This is a genomic window from Clostridium sp., assembly GCF_047777555.1.
In the GTDB taxonomy this organism is placed as follows: domain Bacteria; phylum Bacillota; class Clostridia; order Clostridiales; family Clostridiaceae; genus Clostridium_H.
The window spans coordinates 55,734-71,703 of record NZ_JBKEEV010000003.1 but is presented as its reverse complement, the minus strand read 5'-3'; the positions used below and the strand labels follow the sequence as shown (position 1 = coordinate 71,703).

11 protein-coding genes and 1 pseudogene are annotated in these 15,970 nt (G+C 32.4%); 11 read left to right on the top strand and 1 reads right to left on the bottom strand.

The window, feature by feature from the left end; all coding sequences use genetic code 11:
- Positions 1 to 32 precede the first annotated feature (32 nt).
- The 8 genes and pseudogenes from mglA (at position 33) to ACFWTK_RS06285 (ending at position 9,904) form a co-directional block, all read left to right on the top strand.
- Positions 33 to 1,556, top strand: coding sequence for a galactose/methyl galactoside ABC transporter ATP-binding protein MglA (gene mglA, locus ACFWTK_RS06320; protein ID WP_415875217.1), 1,524 nt, complete (start codon positions 33 to 35; stop codon positions 1,554 to 1,556).
- Between the two features lie 17 nt (positions 1,557 to 1,573).
- A complete protein-coding gene (gene mglC, locus ACFWTK_RS06315; protein ID WP_415875216.1) occupies positions 1,574 to 2,590 on the top strand; it encodes a galactose/methyl galactoside ABC transporter permease MglC in 1,017 nt (338 codons plus the stop codon).
- A gap of 35 nt (positions 2,591 to 2,625) precedes the next feature.
- Positions 2,626 to 3,789, top strand: a complete 1,164-nt coding sequence (locus ACFWTK_RS06310; protein WP_415875215.1) for a galactokinase — start codon at positions 2,626 to 2,628, stop codon at positions 3,787 to 3,789.
- Between the two features lie 88 nt (positions 3,790 to 3,877).
- The gene (galT, locus tag ACFWTK_RS06305; protein WP_415875214.1) at positions 3,878 to 5,380 is read left to right on the top strand and encodes a UDP-glucose--hexose-1-phosphate uridylyltransferase; all 1,503 of its coding nucleotides are present in this window, start codon (positions 3,878 to 3,880) and stop codon (positions 5,378 to 5,380) included.
- Positions 5,381 to 5,435: 55 nt separating this feature from the next.
- The gene (locus ACFWTK_RS06300; RefSeq protein WP_415875213.1) at positions 5,436 to 7,394 is read left to right on the top strand and encodes a beta-galactosidase; all 1,959 of its coding nucleotides are present in this window, start codon (positions 5,436 to 5,438) and stop codon (positions 7,392 to 7,394) included.
- Between the two features lie 19 nt (positions 7,395 to 7,413).
- The gene (locus tag ACFWTK_RS06295) at positions 7,414 to 8,415 is read left to right on the top strand and encodes a LacI family DNA-binding transcriptional regulator (RefSeq protein WP_415875212.1); all 1,002 of its coding nucleotides are present in this window, start codon (positions 7,414 to 7,416) and stop codon (positions 8,413 to 8,415) included.
- Positions 8,416 to 8,508: 93 nt separating this feature from the next.
- Positions 8,509 to 9,202 (top strand): annotated as a pseudogene (locus ACFWTK_RS06290) (PHP domain-containing protein); the annotation flags it as partial.
- Entirely contained in the window at positions 9,191 to 9,904 is a 714-nt protein-coding gene (locus ACFWTK_RS06285) for a DUF4397 domain-containing protein (RefSeq protein WP_415875481.1), read from the top strand. The pseudogene ACFWTK_RS06290 and the gene ACFWTK_RS06285, both read left to right, overlap by 12 nt.
- Before the next feature lie 75 nt (positions 9,905 to 9,979).
- Here the strand turns inward: ACFWTK_RS06285 and ACFWTK_RS06280 are convergent, their stop codons facing one another.
- Positions 9,980 to 10,861, bottom strand: a complete 882-nt coding sequence (locus tag ACFWTK_RS06280; protein WP_415875211.1) for a CAP domain-containing protein — start codon at positions 10,859 to 10,861, stop codon at positions 9,980 to 9,982.
- 439 nt (positions 10,862 to 11,300) lie between these two features.
- Here ACFWTK_RS06280 and ACFWTK_RS06275 point away from each other — a divergent pair, with 439 nt between their 5' ends.
- From ACFWTK_RS06275 to ACFWTK_RS06265, 3 genes are read left to right on the top strand one after another with little or no spacing between them, the layout of a single operon-like run.
- On the top strand, positions 11,301 to 11,732 hold the full coding sequence (locus tag ACFWTK_RS06275; RefSeq protein ID WP_415875210.1) for a MarR family winged helix-turn-helix transcriptional regulator: 432 nt from the start codon (positions 11,301 to 11,303) through the stop codon (positions 11,730 to 11,732).
- 31 nt (positions 11,733 to 11,763) lie between these two features.
- A complete protein-coding gene (locus tag ACFWTK_RS06270; protein ID WP_415875209.1) occupies positions 11,764 to 13,491 on the top strand; it encodes an ABC transporter ATP-binding protein in 1,728 nt (575 codons plus the stop codon).
- Positions 13,488 to 15,587, top strand: coding sequence for an ABC transporter ATP-binding protein (locus ACFWTK_RS06265; RefSeq protein WP_415875208.1), 2,100 nt, complete (start codon positions 13,488 to 13,490; stop codon positions 15,585 to 15,587). The genes ACFWTK_RS06270 and ACFWTK_RS06265 overlap by 4 nt, the downstream gene beginning before the upstream one ends.
- Positions 15,588 to 15,970: the final 383 nt, after the last annotated feature.

Genomic DNA, 15,970 nt, shown 5'->3' with positions numbered 1-15,970 from the left:
TAAAGTAGATATATAGAGATGGGGTGTAACATATGGAAAAAAATACACAATCAAAGAGCAGTGAAAAGTATTTATTAGAAATGATCAATATATCTAAGGAATTTCCAGGGGTAAAGGCATTAGATAAAGTACAGCTTAAAGTACGCCCAGGTACTGTTCATGCCCTAGTAGGAGAAAACGGTGCCGGAAAATCCACTTTAATGAAATGTTTATTTGGTATATATAATGCAGACGAGGGAGAAATTTATCTAGATGGTAAAAAGGTAAAATTTACTTGTGCAAAGGAAGCTCTTGATAATGGAGTGTCAATGGTGCATCAGGAGCTAAATCAGGTTCGTCAGCGAAATATTGTAGATAATATATGGTTAGGACGTTATCCTAAAAACGGTTTTTTTGTTGATGAAAAGAAAATGTACGAAGATACTAAAGCCATTTTTAAGGATTTGGAAATTAATATAGATCCAAGAGAAAAGGTGGAAAAGTTATCTGTATCAGAGATGCAAATGGTGGAGATAGCAAAGGCGGTTTCATATAACTCTAAAATTATAGTAATGGATGAGCCCACATCTTCACTAACTGAAAAAGAGGTTAATCACCTATTTAAGATTATTAACGCCTTAAGGGATAGAGGCGCAGGAATCATTTATATATCTCATAAGATGGAAGAAATTTTACAGATATCAGATGATGTTACTATCATGCGGGATGGTAAATGGATTGCAACACATGCTGCTAAGGATTTGACTATAGATAAGATTATAAGCTTGATGGTTGGGCGTGATTTAACAAATCGTTTCCCAGAGAAGGATAACAAACCAGGAGATGTAATTTTAAAAGTAGAAGGATTAACTGCAACATACCAGCCTTCAATTAATAATGTTTCCTTTGAACTGCGTAAAGGTGAAATTTTAGGTATAGCAGGACTTGTTGGTTCTAAGCGTACAGAAATTGTTGAATCCTTATTTGGATTACGACATATATCTTCTGGAAAGGTGTATGTACATGGAAAAGAGGTTAAAAATGGCTCACCTCAGGAAGCTATGAAAAATGGATTTGCATTGGTTACAGAGGAACGACGATTAAATGGAATATTTGGGATATTAAGTATTAATTTTAATTCGATAATTGCCAATATGGATAAGTATACAAATAAATATGGGATAGTTAATGAAAACGAATGTAAAAAGGATACTCAGTGGGTTATTGATAGTATGAGTGTAAAAACTCCATCTCAAAAGACGCCTATAGGTTCGCTATCAGGAGGAAATCAGCAAAAAGTAATATTAGGACGATGGCTGCTTACAGAGCCAGAAATTTTAATGCTAGATGAGCCAACTCGTGGTATTGACGTTGGAGCTAAGTATGAGATATATCAATTAATGATTGACTTAGCTAAGAGAGGAAAAGGAATCATTATGATATCCTCAGAAATGCCTGAGCTACTTGGCGTTACAGATAGAATTCTTGTTATGAGTAACGGTAGAGTAGGTGGAATTGTTGATACTTACAAAACAAATCAAGAAGAAATATTACGCTTAGCAGCGAAATACTTGTAAGATAGGGAGTGAATGTAATGAAGATTTCAGAAAAAAAAGATATTAAATCTTGGATGGTAAATAATGCAATTCTTGTAGTATTAGTTGCATTGCTAGTAATCATAATAGCAATTGAACCAAGTTTTATTTCCTTAAATAACTTCCGTAATATTTTAGCCCAAGCTTCAACCCGTGTTATTATAGCCTTAGGTATTGGTGCAGTAATCATTACTCAAGGAACAGACCTTTCTGCTGGACGTATAGTTGGACTTTCTGCTGTTGTATCTGCATCATTATTGCAATCACCAACTTATGCTTATAGGATGTATCCTAATTTGCCACAATTACCAATAATATTACCTCTTTTAATTTCAGCAGTTGCGGCTGGTATTATAGGATTAATTAATGGACTAGTCATTTCAAAATTAAAGGTTACTCCATTTATAACTACATTAGGTACTCAAATTATTGTATATGGACTAACTTCAACATACTTTGACCGTCCTCCTTATGGAGCACAGCCAATTGGTGGATTAGATCCTAAATATATGAAGTTTGCTCAAGGGAGTATTAATATAGGCGGTTTTAGAATACCTTATCTTGTTATATATGCTGCTATAGTATCAGTATTTATATGGATATTATGGAATAAAACTCGTATAGGTAAGAACATATTTGCTGTAGGTGGAAATCCAGAAGCAGCGGTTGTATCTGGAGTTGATTTAGTAAAAACTCTTTTAGTAGTTTACATTCTTGCGGGGGCATTATATGGATTTGCAGGTTCTCTAGAAGCAGCTCGTGTAGGTAGCGCTACAAATAATACTGGTAATATGTATGAACTTGATGCTATTGCAGCCTGCGTCGTTGGTGGAGTTTCCTTTACAGGAGGTATAGGTACTGTAAGTGGAATAATTATTGGAGTTTTAATATTCCAGGTAATAAATTATGGACTTGCTTTCATTGGAGTTAACCCATACTTACAATATATTATAAAAGGTTTAATAATCATAATAGCTGTAGCTATAGATACTCGTAAATATATAAAGAAGAAGTAAAGGGAGAATGAGGCTTTAATTAGGAGGTGTAACCAATGGATCTAGAAAATTTAATGAGAGATTTCTCAGAAGTATTTAAGACAGATAAAGAAATATACGCATTCTTTGCACCTGGTAGAGTTAATTTAATTGGTGAGCACACTGACTATAATGGAGGATATGTATTTCCCTGTGCCCTAAACTTTGGAACCTATGCTCTTGCAAGGAAAAGAGAGGATTCAAAAGTTAAAATGATTTCTAAAAATTTTGAAGAGCTAGGGGTTATTGAATTTGATATCAATAATCTGGTTTACCGTGAAGAGGATAATTGGGCAAACTATCCAAAGGGAATAATAAAGACATTTAAAGATGCAAGATATAATATTGATAGTGGGCTTGAAATTTTATTCTTTGGAAATATCCCAAATGGTGCAGGGCTTTCATCTAGCGCTTCTATCGAGCTTGCTACTAGCATAGCTTTAAAGTCCTTATTTAATTTGAATATTCTTATGATTGAAATGGTTGAATTAAGTCAGAAGTCAGAAAATCAATTTAATGGGGTAAAGTGCGGAATTATGGATCAGTTCGCCTGCGGAATGGGTAGGAAAGATCATGCTATCTTGCTAGATACAAATAAAATGAGATATGAATACGTTCCTATAAAGTTAGATGGAATTTCTATAGTTATTGCTAATACAAATAAGCATCGAGACCTTATGGATTCAAAGTATAATGAAAGACGCAGTGAGTGTGAAAATGCTCTTAGGGCTCTGCAAGAAAAGTTAGAAATCTTCTCTTTAGGTGATTTATCAGAAGAGGAGTTTGAAGAAAATAAGCATTTAATTAAAAATGAGATAGAAAGGAAACGGGCTAAGCACGCAGTATATGAAAATCAAAGAACGATTAAGGCTGTTCGTGCGTTAACAGAAGGAGATATAGAGAAATTTGGAAGGCTCATGAATGAGTCTCATATATCCCTTAGAGATGACTATGAAGTTACTGGAATTGAGCTGGATACATTAGTGGAAGCAGCTTGGAGAAATGGCGCTATAGGCTCAAGGATGACAGGGGCAGGCTTTGGTGGATGTACTGTTAGTTTGGTGAGAAATGATGAAATTGAAAGCTTTATTGAAAAGATTGGAGAAGAATATGAAAGAAGAATTGGATATAAAGCTGATTTTTATATAGTTTCTATTGGTGATGGAGCTAGGCGCATTTAGTCTTTTGGAGTGTAAGGGGTAGTTTTCAAATAAAAACTGCCTCTTATTATATATAGAAGGCAATCTTGAATATAGGGAGTGATTTCTCATGAATATCAGCAGAGAGATAAAAAGGTTAATTAATTATGGTGTGCAAAATAATCTTATTTATAAAGAAGATAAAATTTACGCAAGAAATAGAATCTTAGAGATTTTAAAATTAGATGAGTATGAGGATGTGATAGTAGAGGAGTCTGTAGAAAACCCACAAGAAATTCTAAATAATATTTTAGATTATGCTTATGAAATGGGGATCTTAGAAGAAAACACAGTAACATATAGAGACCTTTTAGATACACAAATTATGGATGCTTTAATGCCTCGTCCTAGTGAGGTTATAAGAAAATTTTATAAGGACTATAAAGAGGACCCCAAAGCTGCGACAGATAACTACTATAACATGTCAAAGGCATCAAATTATATAAGAACAGAAAGAATATCAAGAGATTTGAGATGGAAAGCTAATACTTACTTTGGGGAAATGGATATTACTATAAATCTTTCAAAACCAGAAAAAGATCCAACTGCCATTGCAAAAGCTAAAAATATTAAATCATCCTCATATCCTAAATGTTTGCTATGTAAAGAAAATGAAGGTTATGCAGGGAGAATTAATCATCCAGCAAGACAAAATCATAGAATTATTCCTTTAGAGTTATGCGGCGAAGAATGGTTTTTTCAATATTCTCCCTATGTTTATTATAATGAGCACTGCATTGTATTTAAAGGAAATCATGAACCTATGAAGATTTCAAAGCTTACTTTTGATAGACTGCTGGAGTTTGTTGAAAAGTTTCCGCATTATTTTATCGGTTCTAATGCAGATTTGCCTATTGTAGGAGGATCTATCTTATCCCATGATCATTTTCAAGGTGGAAATTATAGATTTGCTATGGAAATGGCACCTATTATAAAGTATGTGAGCATTAAAGAATTTGAAGATGTAGAAGCTGGTATTATCAAATGGCCTTTATCTGTTATACGTATAAGAAGTGAAAAAAAGGAGCGACTTTCTGAGCTTGGGAAAATAATACTTGATGCTTGGAGAGGTTACAGCGATGAGAGCGTAGGAATTTTATCTCAAACTAAAGGTGAACCACATAATACTATAACTCCTATAGCAAGATTTAGAGAAGGCAAATTTGAACTAGACTTGGCTCTTAGGAATAACAGAACAGATAAGGAACACCCTTTGGGTATATTTCATCCACATGAAGATGTTCATCATATTAAAAAAGAAAATATTGGACTTATAGAAGTTATGGGACTTGCAGTTCTTCCTCCAAGGCTTAAGAATGAACTAGAGCTGTTAAAAGAGTGTCTTAAAGGAGAGAAAAATATCAATGATTATGATGAACTAGACAAACATAAAGAATGGTATCAGTATCTAAAGGAAAGATATAAGGACAGTTCTTTGGACTTTGATAAAATATTAAAATTAGAAGTAGGCAAAAAGTTTGAAAAGGTATTAATGGATGCAGGAGTATTTAAACAGAATAAAAAAGGATTAAATGCCTTTGAAAACTTTGTTAAGTTTTTATCCAAGGAATAACATGGCACATGAAAATTATATATAATTTCTCGGTTATATGGGAGGATATAATATAATGTATTTAGGAGTGGATTACTACCCAGAGCATTGGAATGTAAATACGATAGATGAAGATATGCAGCGCATGAGAGAAATGGGAGCAAATATTATACGCATTGGAGAATTTGCTTGGCACCTTATGGAGAAAGAGGAAGGAAAATATGATTTTTCTTTCTTCGATATGGTAATAAAAAAGGCAAAAGAACATGAACTAAAGGTTATATTTGGAACACCTACTGCTACCTTTCCAGCTTGGCTGGCACAGAAACATCCATCTATTTTATCAGAAGATGAGTATGGACATAAAAGAAGTTTTGGAGGAAGAAGACAATATTGTTTTAACTCGCAGGTTTATAGAGAATATACAGAAAAAATTGTAACTAAACTTGTTGAGCATTATAAGGATGAAGATGCTATAATAGCTTGGCAGATAGATAATGAAATGGGACATGAAGGAAGCGATATATGCTATTGTTATCAGTGTGAATCTAAGTTTAGAGAATTTTTAAAAAATAAGTATAAAGATATACACATACTAAATGAAGTTTATGGAACCATATTCTGGGGACAGACCTACAATAATTTTGGAGAAGTTCCAGCTCCAAGGCTTACTATTACTATTCATAATCCTTCATTAGCATTGGATTGGGCTAGATTCAGATCTTATTCTATAGAGAGCTATGCTAAACTTCAAATTGATTTAGTAAGAAGGTTGAAAGGAAAACATCAACAAATCACTCATAATTTTAGTGGTGGATTCTTTGATAAGGCTTTTGATTTTAATAAGATAGCAGAAAAATTAGATTTTGTTTCCTATGATAATTATCCAGTATGGGGAGGACTTAAAGAGCCTTTATCTCCTGCACATATTGCAATGACCCATGATTATATAAGAGGATTAAAATGTAAGAATTATTGGATAGTAGAAGAGCTTATGGGGGCACAGGGACATAATATTATAGGATATCTTCCTCGTCCTAATGAAGCAAAGATGTGGGCATATCAGGCTGTGGCTCATGGCTGTGAAAATATGTTATTTTTTAGGTGGAGAGGAATGACAAGGGGAGCAGAGCAGTTCTGCCTTGGAATCATTGACCAGGATAATGAGAATGGACGTAAGTTTTATGAAGTGCAATCCTTCATAAATGATATTGAGAATTATGAAGATGTTATAAAAAGTGAAATAAAATCAGATATAGCTATTTTATATGACTTTGATAATATTTGGTCATGGAGGCATCAGCAGCAATCTCTAGAATTTAACTTTACAGAAGAATTACTTAGGTTATATATTCCATTTTATAATTTAAATACAAATATAGATGTAATAAGTATAGATAAGGATTTTTCTAAGTATAAGATTTTAGTTGTTCCTGTTATGCAGATAGTAGATGAGGAATTAAGCAAAAGGTTTGAAAGATTTGCTAAAGATGGTGGAAAAATTATATTTTCCTTTAGAGCAGGTATAAAGGATAAAAATAATAATATTCACTTTGGGAAAACTATTCCTTGTAATATAAGAGATATGGTTGGTATAAGAATTAAAGAGTCAGAAAGTCTTCAAAAAGGGCAAGAAGTTGGAATTCTTGGAGTTGGAAGATATGATAATAAGAGAGGAATTTGCTCTGTTTGGAGAGATCTAATTATTCCAGAAAAGGCTAAAGTTTTGTATAAATATAACGACGAATTTTATAGAGAAAACGCATGTATTACTGAAAACACTTATGGAAAGGGGAAAATATACTATATAGGCGGAGGCGTAGACACAGGTGTATTAAGCGAACTTGCGAAAGAAATAGTAATAGAAAATAATATTTCTTATGTGGAATCTGAGGAAGGACTAGAGATTTATATAAGAAATGTTAAAAATGAAGAGTGGTTATTCATAAATAATCATACAGATAAGAAAATGGAGTTCAAAGGAAATACTTTGAATGCATATGATAGTAAGATTATAAAAAAGAAAAGCAGTTAATTTTGAAAGGAACATCTGTATGGCTACTATAAAAGATATAGCAAAGTTAGCTAAAGTTTCAACAGCTACAGTATCACGAATATTAAATAATGATACAAGTCTTTCAGTATCTGAAAATACAAGAAAACGGGTAATTAAAATAGCGGAGAATTTGAACTATATCCCTGTTAAACGAAGGAATAAAAGTGCGCAGACAATTACAAAGATTGGAGTTATCCATTGGTATTCGCAAAAGGAAGAGTTAGGAGATCCTTATTATGTGTCCATAACCAATGGAATTGAAAAAGAGTGCATTAACAAAGGCATAGAAATTGTGACAATTTTTAAAAATAATGATGAATATATTACAAGTGAATTAAATGATTTGGATGGAGTTATAGCTATAGGGAAATTTAGCAAAGAGGATGTGGAAAAATTTTCTATGTATTCTCCAATTATAGTCTTTGTAGACTCGTCGCCAGATGAAAAAAAATATGATTCTGTGGTAATTGATTTTAAAAAGGCTATGAGAGAAGTGCTGGGTTATCTACTATCAAAAGGACACAACAATATAGGATTTATTGGAGGAAGGGAGTATGTTGGAGCAAAGAGAGAACCTATAGAGGATGAACGTGAAACAGCATATATAGAATTCATGAGAAGTAAGGGACTATACGATATAAATAATGTGTATATCGGAAGATTTACTCCAGAAGATGGTTATAGATTAATGAGAGAAGCTATTAAAAAGGGAGATTTACCTACAGCTTTTTTTATAGCAAGCGATTCTATGGTAATAGGTGCTTTTAGTGCCTTATATGAAGCTAACATAAATGTACCAAAGGATGTAAGCATAGTAGGCTTTAATGATATACCTAATTCAAGGTTCCTAATTCCTTCCCTTAGTACAGTTAAGGTTCATACAGAATTTATGGGGGTTACCGCAGTCAACTTGCTTCTTGAAAGATTAAATGATAAAAGAAAAATTTCTAAAAAAGTAGTTATTCCTACTGAATTAATTATAAGAGAAAGCTCTAAATAAAAAAACTTCCGTATTATTCGGAAGTTTTTTGCTTATCACAATATAGTGAAAATATAAATATCATGGATATATAGCAATATAAAGAGGTTTTATATGTTTGAAAAAGGTGACTTTCATATACACTCAAAGGCATCAGATGGAGAACTTACTCCAAGAGAAGTGGTGGAGCTTGCAAGGAGAAGGGGAATAGATATAATAGCTCTTACGGATCACAATACAACTTTAGGAGTAGATGATGCTTTAAGAGCTGGTATAGAATATGGAGTTATTGTAATTCCGGCAGTTGAACTATCTACTAGATTTCATAACGAGAGAATTCATATATTAGGATACTTTAAAGATGATAGATACAAAAGTCAGGTATTTCAAAAAGATACTAAAGCTAATAAAAGCTCATAAAACAAAGAGTGCTCAAGTTTTAATAAAAAGATTAAGTAATATAGATATAGACATAGATGAAGATAGCGGAAGATTGTCAGTTTTAGGAGGCATAAGGCTGCTTAGAATTTTTGGAGCCTCTGTAGTTTTAGCGCATCCAGTTTTAATAAATAAAAAATACTTAACAGAAATTATAAATATGCCTTTTGATGGAATTGAGGCAAAGTATTGCAGAAATAGCGAAGATGACACAGAATTTTTTATAAGGCTTTCTAAAGATATGGAGAAGTTTTATACTGCGGGCTCTGATTTTCATACAGACAGGACTAGAGATTTAAAGCACGGTTTAATTGGAGATGTATATCTTAATTCTCATGAAATAGATATATTTTTAAAAATGTCAGGGCTTATTGATAGAGTGAGCACATATAAAAATTTTATTTCATATAATTATAATAGCGAGAAATATGAAAGGATAAAAAGAAATATGTATTGTTACCCATATAGACAAGTCATACCAGCCAATTCTTATTTTAGGATGATGAATGCATCTTTCAATGCTCCAGCTTTGGATATTTATGCAAATGGAATTTTAATTCTTAGTAACTTCCAATATAAAGAGGTATCTCCTTATATGTTTGCTCCAATTGGAAATCACAATATAGAAGTTTATATTTCTGGTGATAGAACTAATCCTATTATACAGCAAAATATCACCATACCAAGAGAACTTATATTAAATTTAGCAATAATAGGAGCTTTTCCAGATATAAGCATTTATCCTTTGCCAGAGCCATCTAGTGCGCAGAAATTTGGAAGACCATGTGTAAGATTTATAAATTTATCTCCTAAATCCTCACCTATGGATATAGCCTTGCCAGATGAAACCATAATATTTAGAAACTTAGGCTATAGGGAATTTACGGAATATGCTTGTATTTTAGAGGGAAGATATAGTTTTCAAATTAGAAGTGCAGGAACTGAAAAAGTTATACTAACTACTAAAAGTTTTCAGTTAAACCCTAATAATTATTATAGTGTATACATTTTAGGAGAAGGAAGTGAGGATAAAGGAATAGAAGTCCTTACCATATTAGAACCGAGGGAATAAATAAATTTTATAATAGAAGAGATAAGTATAAGCCATGCTAACATTCATGCATGGCTTATATACTTAAATAATATATTATTGAGGCTTGCTTATAAACATTTGTGTAAACATATTTCCGTAAGGTCCACCTTTTCTAATACCTATTCCTATATGAGTGAATTCTGGATTTAGTATATTTTTTCTATGTCCAGGAGAGTTCATTAATGCATTATGAGCACTTTCAACACTTTGATTTCCTGCTATGTTTTCCCCTGCTTGAACATATTTTATTCCAAAAGACTTCATCATATCAAAAGGACTACCATATTTAGGAGAATTATGGCTAAAATAGTTATTGTCTATCATATCTTGAGATTTAGTTCTAGCAACATTAGAAAGCTCAGTATCTATTTTTAAAGGCGGTACATTATTTTGAGCACGAGCTTCGTTAACTAATTTAAGCATTTGCTGTTCTGCATCGCTTAAAGAAGCAGTATTTGTATTAGCGCTTGGTGTTTTTGGTGTAGTTCCACCTTGGGATCCTCCTTGTGTTGTTTCTTGAGGTGTTGCCTGCTGTGGTGATGGAGGAGCAGGAGTTTCATCTTCGACAACTATTGGTTTACAATCTTCTTGAGGAACGAATCCTACTTTATTGTTAGGAAGTTTTACTGCAAACCAATCACCAACTTGACTTATTACATCTAAAGTAGAATTTTTATTTTGAGTTGTGATTGTAGGAGTATCATTAGAAACACCAATTTTTACATTTGCTTTGTCAGAAATAATTCTTATCCTTTCAATATTGCCCATTTGAGAAATAGAAGATTCTACTCCACCTATAACTTTTTTTGTTGTTGAGTATTTCGAGCTTGTTTGCTTATTTTGCTGATTTTGCTTACTCTGTTGATCATTCTGTGCACAGCCGCCTGAAATAATAAGTAGTGCAGATAGGGCTATAGCACTTAGTTTCTTATTCATGAAAATTCCTCCTTAGATTTAAGTCTGTATTCTATAGTACATATATTAGTATTAGAAAATGTTTTAAAATTTATTATGTGAAATTTTAACAAATATGATGCAATAAGAAGAATGCTGGTAAAGTCTTGCTGGCATTCTTCTTATTTATAAGAGTTTATAAAGTTTTAGGTTAATATGAATTAAAAAATCTCACAGCAAGCTTGAAACACTATTATATATTTCTTTTAAAGTGATGTCATATTGTAAAGAATAATTGTAAAAAATAATATATTGATTTTTAAAAAATAGAGTAGTATACTAATAACATTATTTCGAACACGAAATATTTCAATAGTAAATATTCGAACTAAAAATATTAGTATTAAAAATATTTTTATTAATGAATATTTTTATTCATAATAAAGACATATTCTAATTGCTATGAGAGGGTGATAAATTTATGGAATACGATAGAGGAACAAGAATATCTCTTCTAATTAAAGATGTGAATAATCTCATGCATCGAAGCATAAAAGAGAACTTTGATGAAACAGGGCTCACTACTCCTCAGGTAATGGTATTGTACATTTTAGGTAAGCACGGAAGTATGAAACTTAGCGACATAAGTGAAAAGTTAAGCCTTTCTAATAGTACCATATCTGGAATTGTAGATAGACTTGAAAAGCAAAAATATGTTGAAAGAATTAGAAGCAAGGAAGATAGGAGAGTTATATATGTTTCTCCATGTGAAAATTCAAAAAAAATAATGCCATCTAATGTTTGTAAGAAAATAGAGGATAATCTGAATAAGAAACTTATGAAAGCTAAAGAAGGCGAAATTGAGGCAATAATAAATGGATTAGAGACATTAAAGGCTCTTTTAAAAGATTGATTTAAGCTTAACAGAATGGAGATGAGAATTTATGATTAGACTTTTTAGATTTTTAAAGCCTTATAAGGACAAGATAGCAATAGCTGTAGTGCTCTTGTTTTTGCAGGTTATGGCTGAGTTATATTTACCAACATTGATGTCTGACATTGTTAATAAAGGAATAGTTAATGGAGACACCAAATATATTATGAAAATTGGAGGGTTTATGCTTCTTGTAGCTGCAGGAAATAGCATTGCTACAATTTTAGCGAACTTTTTCTCTTCAAAATTTGCAACAGCTTTTGGTAGAGATTTGAGAAGAATGGTCTTTACAAAAGGAGAAGGATTTTCTCTTCATGAATTTGACAAAATAGGAACTCCTTCTATGATTACAAGGACTACCAATGATATCACTCAAATCCAACAATTTGTAGTTATTATGATGAAATTTATGGTTACAGCTCCAATAATGGCTGTAGGTGGTTTTGCTATGGCTTTATCCAAGGATAAAAAGTTAACGTTAGTATTAGCTGTTTCAATACCACTTCTTATAATAATTATATTTTCAGTAGCAAGAAAGGCGATACCTCTATTTAAGGCAATGCAAAATAAGGTGGATAAAATAAACTTAGTTTTGCGTGAAAACCTTACAGGAATTAGAGTAATACGTGCCTTTAACCGTATTGATGATGAAAAGGAGCGCTTTAAGAAAGCAAGCTATGATTTTACAGTTACAGCTATTAAAGTAAATAAGATGATTTCAATTATAATGCCTATGATGATGCTTATAATGAATTTTACAAGTGTTGCTATTGTTTGGTTTGGAGGAATTCGTATTGACAACGGAAATATGCAAGTTGGAGATATGATGGCATTTATTCAATATATAATGCAGATTATGTTCTCTTTCCTTATGCTTGCTATGATGTTTGTTATGATACCTCGTGCTGAAGCATCAGCAGACAGAATAAATGAAGTTTTAGATATGGAACCTGAAATTACTGATCCTGAAAACCCTAAAAATGAGTGTGTGAAAACAGGGTATGTGGAATTTAAGGATGTTACCTTTAATTATCCAGGTTCACAAGAGCCAGCTATAAAGAATATAAGCTTTAGCGTAAAGCCTGGAGAAACAACAGCAATAATAGGCGGCACAGGCTCAGGAAAATCTACACTCATAAATCTTATTCCTCGTTTTTATGATGTAACTTCAGGAGCAGTGCTGGTAGACGGAATAGATGTAAGAGATATGTCTCAAAAAGAACTTAGAAAGAAAATAGGTTTTGTACCACAAAAGGCAGTTTTATTTACTGGTACTATTGCAGAAAACATTAGATATGGTAAAGAAGATGCAACTGAGATAGAAATAAGACATGCAGCAGATGTAGCTCAAGCCGCAGAATTTATTTCTAATATGAAAGAAGGGTATGATACACTAATTGCCCAAGGTGGTAATAACGTATCAGGAGGACAAAAGCAGCGTCTTTCTATTGCCCGTGCTCTTATTGGAAGACCAGAAATATATATATTCGATGATAGCTTTTCAGCTCTTGATTTTAAGACTGATGCAAAGCTTCGTGCGGCTCTTAAAGAAGAAACTAAAAATTCAACAGTAATTATTGTAGCTCAGAGAGTCAGCACTGTAATGGATGCAGATAGAATAATAGTTTTAGATGAAGGACAAATTGTGGGAATAGGAACTCACAAGGAGCTATTAAAATCTAGTGAAGTTTATCGTGAGATTGTATCTTCACAGCTTAGTGAGGAGGAATTAGCATGAGTGATAATAGAACACAAAGAAGAGGTCCAGGAAGACATGGTGGAGGACCTGCAATGGGAAGACCAGCTGAAAAGGCTAAAGATTTTAAGGGAACTGTAAAGAGATTATTGAAATACTTAAGGCCTCGAAGATTTAACATTATAGTTGTTTTCATAGCTGCTATAGCAAGTACTATATTTAGTATTGTAAGTCCTAAAATTATGGGAAGAGCTACAAATAAGCTATTTGAAGGATTAATGGCAAAGGGACAATATGCTAAAAATCTGTTTAAACCGGAGAATATACCTAACCTTTTAAAAATGCCAGATTTGCCAGAGTCACTTAGAAAAATGATAAATGATATGATGACAAATCCTACTGCTGCTAAAACAAAAGGAACCATGGATATTTCAAGTATAGACCCTGATATTTGGAAATTTATAAGTACCCATGGACCAAAGATAGATTTTAATTATGTAGGAAAAATCGTTTTAATACTTATAGGTCTTTATGCTGTAAGCTCTATATTTAGTTATATCCAACAGTATATTATGGCAGGAGTTGCTCAAAATACAGTTTATGATATGCGTAAGGATGTAAATGAAAAGCTTAATAAATTACCTTTAAAATATTATGATTCTCGTACCAATGGTGAAATATTGAGCCGTGTTACTAATGACCTTGATACAGTTGCTTCAACGCTTCAGCAAAGTTTAACACAGCTTGTAACAGCCATTGTAACAATTATAGGTATTATTATAATGATGCTTACTATAAGTCCTCTGCTTACTCTTGTTACATTTATAACATTACCTCTTTCTGTACTTGTAACAACAGGAGTTGCAAAGAAGTCTCAAAAATATTTTAAAAGTCAACAGCAGATTCTTGGAGAACTAAATGGACATGTAGAGGAAATGTATACAGGACATAAAATAGTAAAAGTCTTTACAAATGAAGAAAAATCTATACAAGAGTTTAATGAAGTAAATGAAAGACTTTACGAAGTTGGATGGAAGGCGCAGTTTATTTCAAGCGTAATAATGCCAATGATGAATTTTGTAAATAATATCGGATATGTTTTAGTCTGTGTAATTGGAGGAGTTTTTGTAACTAAAGGAAGAATGGATGTTGGTGGAGTCCAAGCGTTTATCCAATATTCCAGACAGTTTGGCCAGCCTATAGTTCAAACTGCAAATATAGCAAATATTCTTCAATCTACTGTAGCAGCAGCTGAACGTGTCTTTGAAATACTAGATGAGATTGAAGAGATCCCAGACAAAGAAGACGCTAAGATTGTTGACTTTGAAAATGGAGAGATAAAAGAAAAAGATAAAAACAATAATATAAAAACTATAGGAAAGCTAAAAGGAGAAGTTGCATTCCAGCATGTTAAGTTTGGATATAATGAAACTGTTCCTCTTATGGAAGATATGAATATAGATGTAAAGCAAGGTCAGACTATAGCAATAGTAGGTCCTACAGGAGCAGGAAAAACTACCCTTGTAAACTTGCTTATGCGCTTTTATGAAATTCAAGGAGGAAGAATCACTATAGATGGAGTTGATATAAGAGATTTTAAACGGGGTGATTTGCGTTCTATGTTTGGTATGGTGCTTCAAGATACATGGCTATTTAATGGTTCTATAAGAGATAATATAGCTTACAGCAAAAAAGATGCCACATTTGAAGAAATAGTTGCAGCAGCAAGAGCAGCTCATGTAGATCACTTTATTAGAACTCTTCCAGAAGGTTATGACACAGTGTTAAATGAAGAAGCTTCTAATATATCACAAGGACAAAAGCAGCTATTAACTATTGCCAGGGTAATATTAAAAGATCCATCAATCCTAATCCTTGATGAGGCTACTTCAAGTGTTGATACAAGAACGGAAATTCAAATACAAAAAGCTATGAACAATCTTATGAAGGGAAGAACAAGCTTTGTTATTGCTCACAGATTATCTACAATTCGTGATGCAGATTTAATACTTGTTATGAACAATGGAAGAATCATTGAACAAGGAAATCACAAAGAGCTTCTTGAAAAAGGCGGTTTTTATGCAGATTTATATAATAGTCAATTTACAGGAAAGAGTTTTGAGGGAGAAGCTGTATAAATAGATAAAAGTTGTATAGCATTTTAAAGTGCTGTACAACTTTTTTATATAGTATATTTTGCTATTTTTAGAAGTGAATTAGAAAATAGATATAAGGCAAGCTAAATCCTTATTTCTCAACGGGTTGACAGGTTTAAAAAAATCATAGAATAATAGCAAAAAACTATTGAGATTTAGAAACAATTGTGTTATATTCTTATGGGTTATAATATATAGACTTGACTATAGTTATAATGATATCTAATAACCTTCTTTTTGGCTTTAAGCATGCCATGAGAGGTTTTATTTTTATTTTATTAAACCTGTAAAAATTAGAAAATTTTTACAAACGTTCAAAACAAAATAAGTATGTAAAAATATGGTTAGTAAAGGAGTTGTTAAGG